The 17459-nt window shown below is 63.8% G+C and carries 14 protein-coding genes; 9 read left to right on the top strand and 5 right to left on the bottom strand.

Annotated features, from left to right (window positions below):
• Window positions 1-344 precede the first annotated feature (344 nt).
• From ACH2EI_RS18980 to ACH2EI_RS18970, 3 genes are all read left to right on the top strand, one after another.
• Window positions 345-1310 carry a hypothetical protein gene (locus ACH2EI_RS18980; protein ID WP_395155568.1) on the top strand — a complete coding sequence of 322 codons (966 nt, stop codon included), beginning with the start codon at window positions 345-347 and terminating at the stop codon, window positions 1308-1310.
• A gap of 68 nt (window positions 1311-1378) precedes the next feature.
• On the top strand, window positions 1379-1933 hold the full coding sequence (locus tag ACH2EI_RS18975) for an RNA polymerase sigma factor (protein WP_395155569.1): 555 nt from the start codon (window positions 1379-1381) through the stop codon (window positions 1931-1933).
• Window positions 1930-2790 (top strand): hypothetical protein, encoded by an 861-nt coding sequence (locus tag ACH2EI_RS18970; RefSeq protein ID WP_395155570.1) that lies wholly within the window; start codon window positions 1930-1932, stop codon window positions 2788-2790. The genes ACH2EI_RS18975 and ACH2EI_RS18970 overlap by 4 nt, the downstream gene beginning before the upstream one ends.
• On the opposite strand, the gene ACH2EI_RS18965 is transcribed toward ACH2EI_RS18970, so the two are convergent.
• From ACH2EI_RS18965 to ACH2EI_RS18955, 3 genes are all read right to left on the bottom strand, one after another.
• Window positions 2771-3601: a helix-turn-helix transcriptional regulator gene (locus tag ACH2EI_RS18965; RefSeq protein ID WP_395155571.1), complete on the bottom strand. Its 831-nt coding sequence runs from the start codon at window positions 3599-3601 to the stop codon at window positions 2771-2773. The genes ACH2EI_RS18970 and ACH2EI_RS18965 overlap by 20 nt on opposite strands.
• A 118-nt stretch (window positions 3602-3719) precedes the next feature.
• Window positions 3720-6116, bottom strand: a complete 2397-nt coding sequence (locus tag ACH2EI_RS18960) for a CocE/NonD family hydrolase (protein ID WP_395155572.1) — start codon at window positions 6114-6116, stop codon at window positions 3720-3722.
• Between the two features lie 87 nt (window positions 6117-6203).
• Window positions 6204-8255 carry a prolyl oligopeptidase family protein gene (locus ACH2EI_RS18955; RefSeq protein WP_395155573.1) on the bottom strand — a complete coding sequence of 684 codons (2052 nt, stop codon included), beginning with the start codon at window positions 8253-8255 and terminating at the stop codon, window positions 6204-6206.
• A gap of 105 nt (window positions 8256-8360) precedes the next feature.
• Between ACH2EI_RS18955 and ACH2EI_RS18950 the strand changes: the two genes are divergently transcribed.
• From ACH2EI_RS18950 to ACH2EI_RS18940, 3 genes are all read left to right on the top strand, one after another.
• Window positions 8361-9788 carry an NAD-dependent succinate-semialdehyde dehydrogenase gene (locus ACH2EI_RS18950; RefSeq protein WP_395155574.1) on the top strand — a complete coding sequence of 476 codons (1428 nt, stop codon included), beginning with the start codon at window positions 8361-8363 and terminating at the stop codon, window positions 9786-9788.
• An 83-nt stretch (window positions 9789-9871) separates the two neighbouring features.
• Entirely contained in the window at window positions 9872-10960 is a 1089-nt protein-coding gene (locus ACH2EI_RS18945) for a M20 family metallopeptidase (protein ID WP_395155575.1), read from the top strand.
• Between the two features lie 166 nt (window positions 10961-11126).
• Window positions 11127-12065 (top strand): hypothetical protein, encoded by a 939-nt coding sequence (locus tag ACH2EI_RS18940; RefSeq protein ID WP_395155576.1) that lies wholly within the window; start codon window positions 11127-11129, stop codon window positions 12063-12065.
• A gap of 117 nt (window positions 12066-12182) precedes the next feature.
• Here the strand turns inward: ACH2EI_RS18940 and argG are convergent, their stop codons facing one another.
• Together argG and ACH2EI_RS18930 are read right to left on the bottom strand one after the other, a co-directional pair.
• Entirely contained in the window at window positions 12183-13538 is a 1356-nt protein-coding gene (argG, locus tag ACH2EI_RS18935; protein WP_395155577.1) for an argininosuccinate synthase, read from the bottom strand.
• A 165-nt stretch (window positions 13539-13703) separates the two neighbouring features.
• Complete coding sequence (locus tag ACH2EI_RS18930; protein WP_395161163.1) at window positions 13704-14177, bottom strand: hypothetical protein; 474 nt, start codon at window positions 14175-14177, stop codon at window positions 13704-13706.
• Between the two features lie 57 nt (window positions 14178-14234).
• On the opposite strand from ACH2EI_RS18930, the gene ACH2EI_RS18925 reads away from it, so the two are divergent.
• The 3 genes from ACH2EI_RS18925 (at window position 14235) to ACH2EI_RS18915 (ending at window position 17338) form a co-directional block, all read left to right on the top strand.
• Complete coding sequence (locus ACH2EI_RS18925) at window positions 14235-14999, top strand: glycosyltransferase family 2 protein (protein ID WP_395155579.1); 765 nt, start codon at window positions 14235-14237, stop codon at window positions 14997-14999.
• 120 nt (window positions 15000-15119) lie between these two features.
• Window positions 15120-16361, top strand: coding sequence for a L,D-transpeptidase family protein (locus tag ACH2EI_RS18920; protein ID WP_395155580.1), 1242 nt, complete (start codon window positions 15120-15122; stop codon window positions 16359-16361).
• A gap of 32 nt (window positions 16362-16393) precedes the next feature.
• Entirely contained in the window at window positions 16394-17338 is a 945-nt protein-coding gene (locus ACH2EI_RS18915; RefSeq protein WP_395161161.1) for an alpha/beta fold hydrolase, read from the top strand.
• Window positions 17339-17459: the final 121 nt, after the last annotated feature.

The raw sequence follows: 17459 nt of genomic DNA, 5'->3' as shown, positions 1-17459 counted from the left end.
GACCCGACGCAACCTCACCAGACGGACTGCGTGCTCTTTCTGCTCCGACGAGTACCGCCGCGACCTCTTGCTCTTCGACTTCGACATGATCTCTCCTTGATAACCAAAGTAGAGAGCCTCCGATGAACCCAGGGCGATTCACTATTCTGGCAGCACCGCAATTTGTGCTGCCAGAACGTGGAATAAGTGCTGACAAGACGTGAAACATTCTGCTGCTGTCAGCATGAAACTTCACACGCTGCGAGCCGCTGGCCGGGTCGGTGGAGCGCCGGTGTAATCGTTTTCGAGTCGGTGGCGTCGTAGGGGAAAGACCCTGATCCAACTGGAGGAAACTCATGCGACGAATGGCCACTGCTGCCGTGCTGGCGGCGATCACGACGATGCTGCCGATCGCGGTGTCGACAACCCATGCGGCATCGACCGCCGACGACTCCGCTCACATAGCGGCTGCGGTATCGACCGATCATCGACCCGAACCGCTGCAGCTCAGCTGCGAGGCTCGGCTGAGCGACGACGTGGCCGGTGCGCGATGCGCCTGGTCGGCTCCGACGTCTGACGCGGCGGCTGGTGTGGAACTTGTGCGCGTCGCCATCGGATCCGATCAGGGACGTCAGGTCGTGTTCCGCACGACGGACCTCTCGGTCACCGAACACGTTGACACCCCGATCCGCGCTGGCGTCCGATATGCGTACGCCGTGATCGCCGTCAACAACGTCGGCCGGATTGTCGGGCGAAGTCGAACGGTCGTGACTGGCGTACCAGCGGCGGAACCACCGTCGGTCGAACTGCTGCAGCTCCACTGCAGAGCGGGTTCCTCGGAACCGACCGAACGGAATCGGGTCGGCTGCGAGTGGACACTTCCGACCTCTCCTGCACGAGCGCTGACGTTGTGGCGTTCGGTCAACGATGGTGCTCGCGAGCGCGTGGCCTTGTTCTCGACGCCCTTCGCTGCGTCGTACGGTGACGTTGTGTCTGCAGGGACGACCAGCGTTGTGTACGTCGTCATCGCGACCGATGGCGATGGCCAGGTCGTTGCCAGCTCGCGGGCCTCTCGCGTCGACATCGTCGCTTCACCTACGACCGTGCCGACGCGGTCGACAACCGTCGAGCCAGTTCCTGTGCGGAGCGGCTCCGTGGCTCAGCCGACGCGGGCGACCACGACAGTTCCCAACACGACTCGGTCGAACAGCGCTCACACGGTCCAGATCACGGGGGCAACGAAGGTCGCGGCGCTTCCCGCGGCGGGCAATTCTGGCGCTGACCGGAGCAGCGTTGACGTGGTTCGAACAGTGCGAGGAGCGAGCGACTGAACATCCGTCGATCCCGCGATGCAGGAGACGCGCCGTCACTTGGGCCCAGCGAGGGTCCGGGTGACGGCGTGCTGGTCGCTCGCGCTATCGATGGCGACTCAGCTTCGTTTGCCATGTTGTTCCGGCGTCATGCCCCCGCGGTGCACGGGTTTGCGCAACGACGGACACGTTCGGTACACCTGGCTGACGACGTCGTGTCGGCGAGCTTCGAACGTGCATGGCATGGGCTGGAGACGCTTGGTGCTCGGCACGGGGATCGTTTCCGCCCGTGGGTGTTCCGGATCGCAGCGAATGAGCTGGCCAGCATGATGCGTTCGTCGACCCGCCGAGCGGCACGTGAGCATCTCGCCACGTCACGCGGGGAGGTGCCGGCGGACGGCAGCGTCGGGCACGATGACAGTCGTCCATTCCGAGCCATCGATTCCGCAGATGAACATCGGGCGCTTCTGGAAGCGATGGACGAGTTGCCCGAGCGCTATCAAGAGGTGATCTCGCTGCGATATCTGTCCGACCTCACACCGGCTGAAACGGCTCGGGAACTCGGCATTACCCGCGGCAACGTCGCGGTGCTCCTGCACCGGGCCGTCGCTGCCATTCGTTCGAAGATGGAGGTGGAGTCGTGACCGATCGAAAGACGATCAACGAGCAATTGGAGGCACTTGGGCGCGTGGCCATCGAGCCGGTCGAGCCTCGGCTCGACGACCTCGAAGCACAGCTCTTGGCCGCGATTGGCGATGACGGGGAGCATCGGTTGATGCTGATTTCGGAATCGCCGACGCGTCGCGGGCATCGGCTGTTCCTGGTAGCTGCTGCCGCCGTCTGTGTACTCGCGATTTCTGGTGCACTGCTCCTGCCGAAGGACAACGACCACAGCATTGTGATTGCTGCGGCGAACGATGTGTCGATCATCCTGCCGGACGGCGCTGCAGTCGTGGGTGCAGCCGGGCTTGTGCTTCCGGACGGAGCGATCATTGATGTCGATGGCTTCGTCGATGTCGACGGCCGTCGATTCGGGCCCGGCAGATACGGGGTCGACGATGGTGAGGTCGTCGTTCTTTCGATCACAAGCGACCCGTCGACCACGGTGCAGTCTGTTGCCCCAGCGCCATCAGTTTCGCCGGTGTCATCTGCGCCGCCTGTGAGTACCCGTGTGTCCACGACCGTTCGGGCAAGCGATGACAGCTCGACCCAAACAGAAACGACAGAGGTCGTTCGGACTACGCCGATCAGCGAGGAACCTGTCCGCACCGTCGCAACGACCGTCCCTGTGCGGACAACGACGACCGTCCCTGTCCGCACCGTCGCAACGACCGTCCCTGTGCGGACAACGACGACTGTCGCTGTGCGGACAGCGTCGACTGTCGCTGTGCGGACAGCGACGACCGACCCTTCAGGGACACCGACCAACACATCGATAACTTCGGTTCAGCTCGTGCCGACGCCCGTGACGGCCGTGCCGGTTAGACGAGGTAGTGCTTGACCGCGAGCCGTTCGGCCGAGTCGTCGCCGGGCACGCCGAGCTGTGCGACCACCTTGAGGTTCGGCCACTCGGCCGGCGTGAGCTGCTGGTACTCAAAGGTGAGTTCGCCAGCTGCGGGATGAGAAAAGCGTCGGAGGCGAGTCTCGAAGCCGGACACATCGTGTTCTGGCCACCAGGCTGCGAACTCGGAGCTCTCGTCGGCCAGGAGGGCGACGAGTTCGGTCATCGCCGGGTCGTGACGCACTGATGACGTCGCTGAGCGGAACTCAGCGAGCGCCTGGCGAGCGTGAATGTCCCAGTCGACGATGAGGTCTCGTGTTGCCGTGTCGGCGAAAAGCACCCAGAGCAGGTTGCGGCGCGGCGGTTCGAGTTCGACGATGCGCGGGTACAAACGCGCCTGGGCGGTGTTCCACGCAACGAACTCCCAGTGCGGGCCCAACACGTAGGCCGGAGACGGCATCAGCGAGTCGAGTAGGCGGATGAGTGCACTCGGTGCCTCGGCCGGTGCCTCGACGGACGCTGTGCCCGGGTCGGTCAGCGCAATGAGGTGTTCTTGGCCGGCGTCGTCGAGGCGGAGTGCCCGGCCGATCGCCAACAGCACATCGTCGGATGCGTTGATCCGTCGGCCCTGTTCGAGCCACGTGTACCAGGTGACCGACACGCCGGCGAGCAACGCGACCTCTTCGCGGCGGAGCCCAGGGGTGCGTCGACCCCGGCCGGGCGGAAGGCCGACCTGCTCGGGCCGCGTCGCCTCACGACGCGCCCGCAGGAACTCGGCGAGTTCCTTGCGATGGTTTGCTGTTTCCCCCATGCCGCAGAGTCAATCACGGAACGCCGACACCACTTCGTTCGTTCGACGTTTGTGTCGAAGTTCCCGCGTGGATACCAACGAGTTCTTCGACGCAAACGGGTAGGGGGAGGGGGGAGGGTCAGCCGGGGAAGGCCCGGCAGGGTTGGCCGCGGAGGCTGCCGCATTCCGGGTAGGCGGCGGGCGGGTTGATGCCCGGGACGACGGGGAGGACGACCTTGCTGGCAATGGCACCGCCGAGGCCAATGGTGACCTGTTCGCCTCCGCTGATCGTGTCGAAGATCCAAACGGGCCGGTTATTGCCCGGTGCGTCGACCGAGATGCGGATCTGTGAGCCGGCACGGAAGACATGGGCGAACGGGAAAATCTCGACACGGACTGGAGCGAATTCACTGTCGGGAAGTTGTTCTGCGTCGCCGGCCCGATGGGTGTGGACGGGTTGCAGCACACTCGACTCGGCGTTGTCGAGCGCACGGTGACTGGCTCGCAGCCAGCCCGACTGGATGTACATCTCTTGGCCGTCAGGTCGCACTTCGCTGATCGTCACCTCGAGGTCGGTGTCGCCGAGGTTCGACTGCACCCACAGGTCGGCAGATCCGGAACCAGCCATGGTGACGGTCTCACTGAGCGGCTTGGTGATGAACGTTGCAGCGGTGCCCGGTGCGTTTTGCTGCCAGTCCCACTGCACATCGAGCTTCCAGATATCACCGCTGCTGCCGGCAGACTCCTCGGCCAGGAAAGTCGCTGGAGTGCCGTCGGGCAGTGCAAGGTATTCGGTTTGCGTAGCCGTATCGGCTGCGGTGTCATCGAGACTGCCCCCGCTGCCAAAGAACCACTCGGTTGGCTCGACCGTGGGGATCGGCCACGACTCGAACTCTTCGACGAATCGGGGAAGTGGTGTGCGTGCGGCTGTGCCGTTGGCGGCCCCCTCTTCGAACAGGACACGGACACTGGGTTCAGCTTCGAACGCCGCGAGTGCATCCTCGTACGCCATGCCGGTGAAGCGGTCGTCGGGCAACGTGAGTTCGCCGGTGCCGAAGAGGCCGCTGGCGAGGATCGGCGCGATGACTCGCGCTGTGTCGAGGGTGGGGGTGCGCTTGGCGACGTACAGGTCGAGGAACTCGACCCAGCGCGGGAAGTTGGCAGGTCCGATCGACTCGGTATGCAAGCCGTTCATGAGCGTCACGTAGAACTTGTCGGTGCCGGTGAAGCGGTCGAGCATCGTGGGGAATCGGCCGCCGGTCTGCTCGTCCTGCCATGCACCGGCGATGAAGGTCGGCACGTTGATCTTGTCGACGAACAGCCGTGGCGACAGATCGCCGGTGTTGTCGCTGGAGTCGACGAACGGGGAGTCGAAGATCTCCGCGACGAGGTTGGGGTTCTGCATCCGCAAGGACTGGTTCGCTGCGCAGACGTCGTCGCCAGCCGTGATTGCATCCTTCGCCCAGCCCTGGCCGCCTGCTTCGATGATCTCGCCCGTCGGGGTGATCGCTGGCTTGCCGTTGTCGACGCGGTCTTGCGTCCAGGCGACGGCGAAGCCGGTGTTCAAGATGCCACCGGGATAGAGCGTCGAGTTGTAGCTGTCGTCGATCACGGAGAACGGGGTGATCGCAGCGAGGCTCGGCGGTTGGGTCTGCGCGACAAAGAGTTGACTGATGCCGGGGTAGCTGACGCCGACCATGCCGACGCGGTTCTTGAAGACCCACGGCTGAGCGGCCACCGCCTCGATGGCGTCGTAGCCGTCGGTGCTCTGGGTGTATTCGAAGTAGCGGAACGAGCCGCCCGAGCAGCCGGTGCCACGCATGTTGACGCCGACGTAGGCGTAACCGAGCGGCGTGAAGAGGTCTTTGAAGCCTGTGCCGTTCGGGTCTGCCGGCGTGTAGCCCGAGTACTCGATGACCGTCGGGTACGGCCCGTCTTCGATTGGTCCGGGCAAGACGACGTTGGCGCTCAGCGTCGTGCCGTCCCGCGTCTCGATGTAGTTCAGTCCGGGTGCCAAGCGCTGCTCGGCGAAGAATGCCGGCTCAGGGTGCTCGTCACGAGCGAGCACGTCGATCGGTTGAGTGATACCGGCGTCGTCAACGACGAGACGCCAGTCCATGGCAGCGTCGAGGTTGCGGAAGAGAAACGATCCGTAGCCGTCGACCTCGCCCCCGTTGAACGGCTCGTTGACGGCTCCTGCAGGCAGGCGGTCATCCGCCATGGTCGTCGTGACGATGCTGACGGTCGATCCTGGCGTGGCGCCCGTGATCGCGACTTGTTCGACGCCTGGCGAGACGTCAAAGCCCGGCTCAACAACCGGCAGGCGGTCCATCAATGACGGCTGGGCGGTTTCGTCCGGGACATCAGTGGCAAGCGGATTCTCGATGGTCGCATCGCCGGTTGGAGGCTCCGTCGTCGGCGCCTCCATGACCGCTGGAGCGTCGGTGATTGGTGCTGCGTCGCCACTGCCGCCGGAACAGGCTGCGCTGATCAATGCGAGTGCGGAGAGAACTGCCAGGCTGGCCCGTCGTTGCATCCGGACACTCTGCCACTTCGCCCACCCAACGTTTGTGTCGAGCTTCTCGCGTGAATACCAACGGGTTCTTCGACGCAAACCGGGGTTTCACATGAGGCGAGTGCGGAGAAAGGTGAAGATGAGGGCTTGCATGGTGGCTTGCTGGCCGGCGTCAGCTGCGCCACCGTGACCACCCTCGATGTTCTCCCAATAGGTGACGTCTTTGCCAGCGCTTTCGAGAAGTGAGGCCATCTTGCGGGCATGTCCCGGGTGTACCCGGTCGTCACGCGTCGAGGTCGTCAGCAGCATCGGCGGGTAGTCGGCGTCGGGATCGACGAGGTGATAAGGCGAGTAGCCCTGCAGGTAGGCCCAGTCGCTTGGGTCGTCGGGATCGCCGTACTCGGCCATCCACGAGGCGCCCGCCAGCAGGAGGTGATAGCGCTGCATGTCGAGGAGGGGGACTTGGCACACCACGGCGCCAAAGAGCTCGGGGGTACGGACGTACATATTGCCGACAAGTAGCCCCCCGTTGCTGCCTCCCGAGATACCGAGTCGTGCGGGCGACGTGATGCCACGGTCGATGATTGCACGGGCGACTGCCTCGAAGTCTTCGTACACGCGGGGACGCTTCTCGCGCAGGCCGCCACGGTGCCACGCCGGCCCGTACTCGCCGCCACCGCGGATGTTGGCGAGCACGTAGACCCCGCCGACACCAGAGTCGCGGCTGAGCCACGACCTGCCGATGACCGCCGAGTACGCAGCGGTGCGCGCTATCTCGAAGCCGCCGTAACCGCTCAACAGTGTGGGGCGTGACCCGTCGGTCGTCGCGAGGGCGTCATTCGAACCGACCACGAAGTACGGGATGCGGGTTCCATCGGCACTCGTTGCGAAGCGCTGCTCAATTGCAATGTCGCCTGCATCGAATCGGGCCGGTGCCTGACGGAGAAGTTGTGGGTTTGCGCCGTCATCGAGCGACATCACAAACAGCGATTCAGGGGTCACGAAGTCGGTGCCGACAAGCCAGATGTCGTCGCGTTCGGCTCCGTCGACAGCGCTGGCCGACAAGGTCCAGGCGTCTGGCGCACCGGGAAGCGCGCCGATGCGCCAGGTGCCGTCTGTCGAGGCGGGCGGGGTGGCAACCCAGAGGGCGTTGCGCACGTCGTCGAGCACGTTGAGCACGACCCGATTGCGGGTACAGGAAAAGCCGCCAAGCGAAGAGGTCTCCGTCGGTGTGAAGAGTGCGGTGAGTTCCGAGACACTGGCAAGGAAGCCGTCAATGTCGGTGACGAGCAGTGAGCCAGTGGAAAATGACTGTCCTTGATGTTCGAAGTCGGAACGCGGCGAGATGAAAATCCACCGTTCGTGGAAGCTGACTTCGGCGTCGTCGGGAACGTCAACAGCCACGAACTTGCCGTCGCGCAGGATCGACGTGCGCGTCGTAAAAAAGTCAGGGGACCGCTCGACGACGTGATGTCGGAAGCCGTCCATCGCCGACACGCCGACACCGACGGCGACATCGGCATCGTCGCCTTCGAAGACGATCTCGGCGTCTGCGATCGGTGTGCCTCGTTGCCACCGACGAACGGTTCGTGGATACCCGGACCGAGTCAGGCTCCCTGGCCCGAAGTCGCTGGTCACGTACACCGTGTCGGCGTCGATCCACGTCAGGCTGCCTTTGGCCACGGGCCGAACGAAGCCGCCTTCTGACTCGGGAATGAATCGCTTCTCGACAAGGTCGAACTCGCGTGTCACCGAAGCATCGGAGCCTCCGGGTGACAGCTCGATGAGCGCTCGCTGCCGATCAGGGCGCAGCGTCGATGAGCCATGGAAGACCCATGACTCGTCCTCGGCCGCGCACAGCGCGTCGAGGTCGAGGATCGTCTCCCACTCGGGCTCACCACTGACGTAATCGGCCCACGTTGTACGCCGCAGGAGACCGCGACGGTGTTCGGCGTCGGTCCAGAAGTTGTGGACGAGGTCGCCATGGCGAGACGGGTAGGCGATGCGGTCGTCGGCTTCGAGCACGTCGAGCGTCGACGCCCGAATCGGTTCGAATTGCGGGTCGACGAAAAGGGTCGCCTCGGCAACAGCGTTGCGTGTGGTTACCCATGCCAATGCGTCGTCGCCCTCGACATCTTCCAACCACTGATGTGCGTCCATGGCGTCGACGGTACCGAGAAACAACCCTCGGATCCGAGTGCCGTCGTGGTCTGACGCAACGTCGGATCTCGTCGCAACGGCGAGGCGGGTTCTACGCTGCGCGCCATGTTCATCAATGGCGAGTGGGTCGAGGCAACATCGGGGCAAAGGTTCGAGGTGACCAACCCCGCGACGGGTGAGGTGATCGACACGGTGCCCGATGGCGGTGCCGACGATGCCCGAGCTGCAGTCGCTGCAGCCGATGCAGCATTCGGCTCATGGTCCCAAACAACGGCGTACGAGCGCGCCGACCTGCTGTACGGCGCCTGGCAGTTGATGACCGAGAGGTCGAAGGAACTGGCCGAACTGATGACGCGCGAGCAGGGTAAGCCGCTGAAGGCGTCGGCCGCCGAAGTGAAGTACGGCGCCGACTTTCTCCGCTGGTACGCCGAAGAAGCGAAGCGCGTAGCAGGGGAGTGGTTGCCGTCGGCCCGTGCCGATCAACGCTTCCTCGTCCTCAAGCAACCGGTCGGCGTCGTCGCCGCGATCACGCCGTGGAATTACCCGATCTCGATGCTCACCAGGAAAATGGGTCCGGCGCTCGCCGCAGGTTGCACGCTTGTGCTGAAGGCCGCGGAGGCAACCCCGCTTTGTGCTCGCGCGATCTTCCAGATCTTTGCCGACGCCGGCGCTCCTGCCGGTGTCGTCAACCTCGTGACGGCGTTCGATCCCAAGCCGATTGGCGAGGTGTTCTGCACGGACGAACGCGTCCGCAAGCTGACGTTCACCGGGTCGACCGCCGTCGGCAAGATGCTCGCCGGGTCAGCAGCGAGCAACCTCAAGCGCGTCTCCGTCGAGCTCGGTGGACACGCGCCGTTTATCGTCTTCCCCGATGCCGATCCGGTGCACGCTGCGAAGGGTGCGGCGGCCCTGAAGTTCCTCAATTCGGGCCAGGCATGTATCAGCCCGAATCGGCTGTATGTGCACGAATCTGCACACGACGCATTCGTCGACACCCTGATCCAGCGCGTCGGTCGCGTGAAGGCCGGCAACGGTATGGACGAAGGCGTCGGCGTTGGCCCGCTGATCAGCGAAGCAGCGGTCGCCAAAGTCGCCAACCAGGTCGACGACGCTCGGGCCAAGGGTGCCGAGGTGCCCGTCGGCGGTGAACGACTCACCGGCGAAGCCTTCGACCGCGGTCACTTTTATGCACCGACCCTCGTCACCGGCGTCACCGACGACATGCTGATCCGACGCGAAGAAACCTTCGGGCCCGTTGCCCCGGTCATTACCTACAGCGACGTCGACGAAGTCATCGCGATGGCCAACGATACCAACTACGGGCTCGCCGCATACGTGTACACGCAGAACCTGTCAACGGCCATGCGGACGTTTGAACGCCTCCGATTCGGGATCATCGGTATCAATGACGTCAACCCGACGTCGGCTGCTGCGCCGTTCGGCGGCATGGGCGACTCGGGCCTCGGTCGAGAAGGTGGCCACGAAGGGATTGCCGAATACCTCGAAGTGAAACTCGGCGGCTTCTCCATTTGAGGGACAACCGCTGACGGGACAGGATCTGGTCAGTTGCGCGACAACGTTGTGGCAGGCGCCGCCGTTGTATCTACGCTGAGCACATGACTGTGTTTGACATCGACGCGATGATCGCTGACACCCGGACGTTGATCGAGATTGAGTCGCCGTCGGGTGATCTTGTGCAACTCCAGAAGTCAGCCGAAGCTTTGGCTGCGATGATCGAACGCCATATCGGCGGAACATGTGAGCTCGTCGACTCGCCCAAGGGTCCGCACGTTCACTGGAAGGGTGGCGACGAGACGACGGTGATGTTGCTTGGCCACCACGACACCGTGTTCCCGATGGGCACGCTCGAACGATTGCCCTTTGCCGTCACGGACGGCGTAATGACCGGGCCGGGCTGCTTCGACATGCTCGCCGGCATCGTCCAGGCGCTTCATGGGCTTGCATCGCTTGACGACTGTTCGCATGTCGAGTTGCTGTTCAGCGCCGATGAAGAGATCGGTTCGCACGAGTCGCGTGCGTTCATCGAAGAGCGCGCCGCTGCGTGCGGGAACGTCCTGGTTCTCGAGCCGTCAGCTGATGGCGGTGGCCTCAAGACCGGCCGGAAGGGATGCGGCACCTTTGAGGTCGTGATCACTGGGCGCGCGAGCCATGCCGGCCTCGAACCGGAGAAAGGCATCAACGCGCTGGTTGAGGCATCGCATCAGGTGCTGGCCATCAACCTGATCGGCGATGCAAGCGTCGGGACCACCGTCACCCCAACGGTCGCCAAAGTTGGAAGCACCGACAACGTCGTGCCGGCCTACGGGCTGATCAAGGTCGACGCCCGTGTCGAATCCGCTGACGAGAAGGCCCGGGTCGAAGCGGCCATGGCGGCACTGACGGCGCAGGTCGACGGAGCATCCGTCGTCGTCACCGGGCTGATTGGCCGCCCGCCGATGCCCGAATCGGCATCCGCATTACTGTTCCCGATCGCTCAGCAGGTCTCGCCGGGAATCGAAGGATTCGCTGTCGGTGGGGGCAGCGACGGCAACTTCACCGCAGCAATCGGTGTCCCGACACTCGATGGTCTCGGAGCTGTGGGCGGTGGAGCCCACTCCGACACCGAACACGTCATCGTCGCCACGATGCCCGAGCGCGCCCGCCTCGTCGCCGGCATCGTCAGCGCTCTCGCCCCCACCCGCTGACGAGGTCGCCGAGGTCCCGCGCCCCCTTGAGTTTTCATGAGCTTGTTGCAGTCACTGACTGCAACAAGCTCATGAAAACTCAAGGGGGCGCGAGGGCGGTAGGTTGATCTAGAAGGAATATCGGACATCGAGATGGTCCCGCAGCTGAATCAGCACGGAGGTCACCATGTTCAAACTTTCATCGGAACTTGCCATTTGTATTGCAGTTCGCCACGGCATCGTCACGGCGGAAGCGCTGATCGCAGACGGCGTAACGCTCTCGTCGATCCGGAGTGCAGTGGCGGCGAAACTGCTGCTCCGCGCTCACAATGGGGTCTACCGATTGGCAACCAGTCCCGATTCGTTCGAGGCGAGGTGCGTTGCGGCCTCGCTCGCCGATCCCACTTCGTTCGTCACTGGGGTCAGCGCTGCGCGGCTGTGGGAGTTCCGCAGTGTCTTCCACAGCGATGTTCCGGTGGTGACCTGTGCACATCATCGAAATCCCTTTGCCCGTGACGTCACAGTCCGGCGGTGCGGCGACATCGAGGCGGGCGACTTTATGACCCGCCGCGACGGGATTCGACTCGCGGTGCCCGCTCGCGCATGGTTCGATTGTGCGTGTGACCTACACGACGAGAAGTTCGAGGCGATGACTGAATGGGTCATCGATCACCACTGCTCGGTCGAGACGCTGTGGCAGATGGGACGGCGACTTGCTCGGTCCGGTCGGCCTGGATCGGCAGTTGTGAGTCGGGTGATGTCCACTCGCGCTGACTGGCAACGGCCCGCAGACTCAGGTCTCGAACTGCGAGTTCTCAGCGCGCTCGAGCGCGCTGGCATCGGTCCGCTCGTTCGGCAGCATCCGATATGCCTGCCGAACGGGATTTGGGTGCATCCCGATGGCGTTGACCTCGACGTGAAGTGGGCCGTCGAGGTCGACCATGTGACCTGGCATGGTGGACGGTTGAAGGCGCAGCAGGACAAGGGCCGCGATCGAGCGCTCCGCAAGATCGGATGGCAGGTCGACCGGGTCACCGATCAAGAGTTGGCCGACGATTTTGCCGGTCACATCCGAGAGCTGGTCGAACTCCATGCTCTCCGGGCCGCCTCGTCGGCATTTTCATGAGGTTGTTGCAGTCACTGACTGCAACAACCTCATGAAAACCGGAGGGGCGGGGAGGGGCGGGGAGGGGCGGCGAGAGGCGAAGGGGGCGGGGGGCGCGGGTGTCCGTGTGACCGGACGTCAGCTCTCGAGGGCTTTGGTGATGTCGCCGGGCTCGAGGGTGCCGATGCCTTGGTACAAGCTGAGCTTGTTCCGTGTGTCGGTGATGTCGAGGTTGCGCATCGTGAGTTGACCGATGCGATCGAGTGGGCCGAACGGCTGGTCTTGCACGCGCTCCATCGAGAGGCGGTCAGGCACGTAAGTGAGGTTGTCGGACACCGTGTTGAGGATCGAGTAGTCGTCGCCGCGACGCAGACGCACGGTGACCTCACCCGTCACGACCGAACCAATCCAACGCATGAGCGGCTCGCGCAGCATGAGGCTTTGGGGGTCAAACCAGCGACCCTCGTAGAGCAGTCGGCCGAGACGGCGACCCATCGTGCGGTAGTTCTCGATCGTGTTCTCGTTGTGGATGCCGTTGACGAGGCGTTCGTAGCAGGCATGGAGGAGGGCCATTGCGGGGGCTTCATAGATGCCGCGCGACTTGGCCTCGATGATCCGATTCTCGATCTGATCGCTCATTCCAAGTCCGTGGCGGCCACCGATCCGGTTCGCTTCGTTGACCAACTCGACCTGTGAGTCGAAGCGTTCGCCGTTGATCGCGACCGGCCAGCCCTCTTCGAAGCGCACGGTGACGTCTTCGGTCTCGATCGCGATGCTCTCGTCCCAGAAGGGAACGCCCATGATTGGAGTGACGATCTCCATCGGCGTGTCGAGCTCCTCGAGTGCCTTGGCCTCGTGGGTCGCACCCCAGATGTTGGCGTCCGTTGAGTAGGCCTTTTCGACCGAGTCGCGGTAGGGCAGGTTTCGTTCCTGCAGGAACTCGCTCATGCCCTGGCGGCCGCCGAGTTCGTCGACGAACGTGGGGTCGAGCCACGGCTTGTAGATACGCAGGTTCTCGTTGACGAGCAACCCGTAGCGGTAGAAGCGCTCGATGTCGTTGCCCTTATATGTGGAACCGTCGCCCCAGATGTCGACGCCGTCGTCGGCCATTGCCCGGACGAGCAGCGTGCCGGTGACGGCGCGGCCCAGCGGAGTGGTGTTGAAGTAGGTCTTGCCACCCGAGCTGATGTGAAACGCACCACATTGGATGGCGATCAGGCCTTCGCGGACCAACTCGTCGCGGCAATCGACAATGCGCGCTTGTTCCGCTCCGTACTGCTGAGCGCGCGCCGGAATGCCCTCGAGATCGGGCTCGTCCGGCTGACCGAGATCAGCGGTGTACGTGTAGGGAATGGCGCCCCGCTCACGCATCCACGCCACGGCGGCTGACGTGTCGAGCCCCCCAGAGAAGGCAATGCCGACGCGTTCGCCCACTGGGAGCGACATGAGGACCTTGGCGTTGGATCCACCGGGGATCTGCTTGGCGTCAGACATGGGATCCGACGATATCGCCGTGACTGCGCCGGCTCACGGACCGGCGCCGACGGGGTCGTCCTTGATTGGCCTTGAGTGGCGAGATGACAGCCCGCAAGCAACTCGTCAGGCAGTTGATCAGGCAGTTGATCAGGTGGTTGATGAGATGGTTGATCAGGTGGTTGATCAGGTGGTGGTGGCTGCCCGGTAGGTACCGGTGAATGCGCCGACCGAAATGGTGGCGAGGCTGGCCGCGATGGCGAACTCGATCGCGGCCAACCCGCCTGATCGTGAGATGTCGAAGACGGCAATCAGGGCGACTCCGAGCGAGCCAGTGAGGCTGATCAGGGCAACCCGACGAAGGTTGTAGATCGCGGCAAGCCCGATGACGATCGCCAGGACGAACGGGATGATTTTGATCGTCGGCGACTGTGGCTGGGCGCGAGCACCGAGCCACCACGTACCGATGCCGATGTCCTGGCTGGTCTTCCAGACGGCAGCGAATGCGAAGAACGACGCAGTCCACGCAGCACCGAGCAGCATCTGCCAGCCCGTAGTCACCTGCCCCGGGCGCTGCTGGAACGGCTGGGGCGTCGGGAAGCCGGAGATCGGAGGCGGAAGACCCGGGCGCGAATCGGTCGTGTTCGTCTCCTCTGACACAGAGTTGACTGTAGGCGCTGTAGCGCTGACTTCCCAGGCAGCTACCCTTGCGCCCGCATGACGAGCGAACAGACCGGAGCATCCTTCAACAGGCTTTCGATCTTTTACCCGATGTGGAATGAAGAGGAGTACGTCGACCGTGCGCTCACCGCTGCGCGTCGGGCGTGCGCAGCGCTCATTGCGGCTGGCGACATCGATGACTACGAATTGATCATCGTCAACGACGCGTCGACTGATCGCACTGCCGAGATCGCTGACGCAATTGCAGCAGTCGACCCGCACGTCACGGTCATCCACCACGAGAAGAACCGCAAGCTCGGCGGGGCCATCAAGACCGGATTCGCCGCGGCGACCGGCGACCTCATTCTGTACACCGACGCCGATCTGCCGTTCGACATGGCAGAACTACCGCGAGCAGTACGCCTGATGATCGACTACGACGCCGACATCGTCAGCGCGTACCGGTTTGATCGCACTGGCGAGGGCTATCTCCGCACCATCTACACCTTCTGGTACAACCTGTTGATCCGCACGCTCTTCGGGGTCAAGGCGCGTGACATCAACTTCGCCTTCAAGCTCTGCCGTGCCCGGGTCTTCGATCACGTCGAGTTGCAGAGCGAAGGCTCCTTTATCGACGCCGAACTTGTCATCCGGGCGACCCGGCTCGGCTACGAGATGCTGCAGTTCGGTGTCGATTACTTCCCGCGGACCCGCGGTGAGTCGACGCTCAGCTCACCCGGGGTCATCCTCACGATCCTGCGGGAGATGCGGGAACTGCGAGGTGCTCTCGACGGGATCACTCCGGTCGTCACCAAAGACTGACGCAAGAAAGAAACTGTGTCGAACGCAGCGCCGCCCGACGACCGCTGCCTGATTCGCGTTGCTACATTTTGAGGGAGGTTCGCAGGACAGCACGAGCCCGCACAGAACATCCCGTCACTCATGAACGAAACTTCCCGCCGCCAGCGTCCCCCCGATCGAGATCGCACGCCGAACCAGGCTGCCAAATGGCTGCCCGCCATTGCCGCAGCGGGCCTGCTCGGGACGGTCGTGTTGGCGGGTGTTGCACTGGGCGGCGGTGGCGGCGATGGCACTGCTGAGCGGGTTCCTGCTGACGGTGCGTTCGTGGTCGATTCCTCTGCGAGTGCGCTGACGGTTCCTGCATCCATCCCGGACGTCATCGGTTCCGTTGCAACGACGGCTCCGGTCGTCAAGGTCCCACTCGAGCGCACCCTGTCGAAGGGGCTTGCCGGCGACGACGTCAAGCTCGTGCAGCAACGACTCACCGAACTCGGCTTCGTCCCTGGCCCAGCTGACGGCATCTACGGCGACCAGACGATCACGGCGATTTGGGCTTACGAAAAGCTGGTCCTCGGAACGGCGAGTAACGCGCCGACCGGCAAGGTCACCCCCGACATGTGGGATCAACTGCAGGAGCCCTTCGTCATCCAGCCGCGCCGCCCGAACGCCACGCCGAACCACACCGAGGTCTATTTGCCCGAGCAGGTGTTGGCGATCTATCACGACAACCAGCCGGTGATGATCACGCACATGTCGAGCGGCAGCAACGAACAGTGGTGCGAAGAAGTCACGATCAGTCCGGGCGAGTACGGCAACCGCGACGGCGAAGAACCGCTCGTTCGGGGCGAGTGCGGCATCTCGAACACCCCGGGAGGCGTGTTCACCGTGTACCGCGAGGTCGAAGGCATCCGCCAGAGTGCGCTCGGGGGCATGTGGAACCCGGTCTACTTCAACTACGGGATCGCCATTCATGGCGCGCTCAACGTCCCCCTACAGGGCGCGTCGCATGGGTGCATCCGGATCCCACTCAACATTTCTGAGACCATGCAGGAACTGATCGGCAACGGCGACCAGGTCTTCGTCTGGGACGGCGACAACGAGCCCGAGGCAATCGGCTCACCTCCGCCAACCTTCAACTGGATCGATCCTGACTACGTGTCGACATCGACCACGACGTCCACCGTTCCGGAAACCACAACGACGGTGGCGGACGCGACGCCGGCGACCACGCAGGCCCCCGCCACGACGCAGGCCCCGGCGACCACGCAGGCCCCCGCCACGACGCAGGCCCCGGCGACCACGCAGGTTCCGGTCCCAACGACAACCACGCAGGCCCCGGCGACCACGACGGCCAGCGGCGGCGGTACCGACGCCGGAGGCTAAGCAGCCGACCCCGCAGCACTAGCGTCGATCACGTGAGCGACACTGCCGGTCCTGCAGCCCACTACGACGAATTTGGGTTGTTCCACGAGAACATCGCCGAGTTTGGTCTGGAGGTGGCCATCCCGAACGTTGTTCGCTGCCATGTCGAACTTGACGACCGACGCTCAATCAGTGCGTTGGCCTGGGGCGAGCGCGGCGCTGCCGAGGTCGTCTTCGTGCACGGAGGTGCGCAGAACGCTCACACATGGGACACGGTGGCGCTTGCGCTGGGCCGACCGGCACTGGCTGTCGACCTGCCCGGTCACGGGCACTCCTCGTGGCGGTTGGACGGCGCGTACTCGCCGGAGAATCTCGCCGACGACGTTGCTGTGGCAATTCGTCAGCAAGCGCCAGATGTGCGCCTCGTCGTCGGGATGTCGCTTGGCGGGTTGACATCGATGCTGCTGGCCACCCGGCATCCCGACCTGGTGCAATCACTCGTGATGGTCGACATCACGCCAGGGGTCAATCAGAAAAAGGCCAAGGCGATTATTGACTTCGTCAACGGCCCACAGTCGTTCACGAGCTTCGACGATCTCTTGGCCAGGACGATCGAGTTCAACCCAACTCGATCTGAGTCGTCGTTACGCCGCGGGATCTTGCACAACGCGCATCCGGTCGCCGACGGGTCGTGGCAGTGGAACTACGACCGGACCAATCGCCTCGAAGGTAGCGAAGGCGAATCGTCCGGCATGCCGGAGGCCGATGTTGTCAGCGACCAAGCACGCAATCCGCTCTGGGACGATTTCGCCAGCGTGACCTGCGCGCTGACCTTGGTCCGTGGATCACTTTCGCCTGTCGTCGACGACGCCGACGTGGCAGAGGCCAAACGGCTACAACCTGCCATGGTGGTGCATCTCGTCGATGGTGCCGGCCACAGCGTCCAGGGCGATCGCCCGGTCGAGTTGGCCTCGATTATCACGAGCGAACTGAACTGAACTGAACTGAACTGATGGTTAGTTCGCGCAGGCGTCGAGCCCGCCGATGACGCCGTCGCGGAATGCGTCGATCTTCTCGAACGGGCTGCCGAGCACGTTGTCGTCGACACCGAGGTCGCAG

Origin of the sequence: Ilumatobacter sp. (assembly GCF_041688325.1) — a bacterium.
Lineage (GTDB): Bacteria > Actinomycetota > Acidimicrobiia > Acidimicrobiales > Ilumatobacteraceae > Ilumatobacter_A.
This window is presented reverse-complemented; position numbering and strand designations above follow the sequence as displayed.

Excerpts from the sequence above, each read along its gene's own strand:
- ACH2EI_RS18945 (WP_395155575.1), top strand. The coding sequence starts at position 9,872 with ATGACTGTGTTTGACATCGACGCGATGATCGCTGACACCCGGACGTTG.
- ACH2EI_RS18920 (WP_395155580.1), top strand. The coding sequence starts at position 15,120 with ATGAACGAAACTTCCCGCCGCCAGCGTCCCCCCGATCGAGATCGCACG.
- ACH2EI_RS18960 (WP_395155572.1), bottom strand. The coding sequence starts at position 6,116 with ATGCAACGACGGGCCAGCCTGGCAGTTCTCTCCGCACTCGCATTGATC.
- ACH2EI_RS18980 (WP_395155568.1), top strand. The coding sequence starts at position 345 with ATGGCCACTGCTGCCGTGCTGGCGGCGATCACGACGATGCTGCCGATC.
- ACH2EI_RS18965 (WP_395155571.1), bottom strand. The coding sequence starts at position 3,601 with ATGGGGGAAACAGCAAACCATCGCAAGGAACTCGCCGAGTTCCTGCGG.
- ACH2EI_RS18925 (WP_395155579.1), top strand. The coding sequence starts at position 14,235 with ATGACGAGCGAACAGACCGGAGCATCCTTCAACAGGCTTTCGATCTTT.
- argG (WP_395155577.1), bottom strand. The coding sequence starts at position 13,538 with ATGTCTGACGCCAAGCAGATCCCCGGTGGATCCAACGCCAAGGTCCTC.
- ACH2EI_RS18955 (WP_395155573.1), bottom strand. The coding sequence starts at position 8,255 with ATGGACGCACATCAGTGGTTGGAAGATGTCGAGGGCGACGACGCATTG.
- ACH2EI_RS18950 (WP_395155574.1), top strand. The coding sequence starts at position 8,361 with ATGTTCATCAATGGCGAGTGGGTCGAGGCAACATCGGGGCAAAGGTTC.
- ACH2EI_RS18940 (WP_395155576.1), top strand. The coding sequence starts at position 11,127 with ATGTTCAAACTTTCATCGGAACTTGCCATTTGTATTGCAGTTCGCCAC.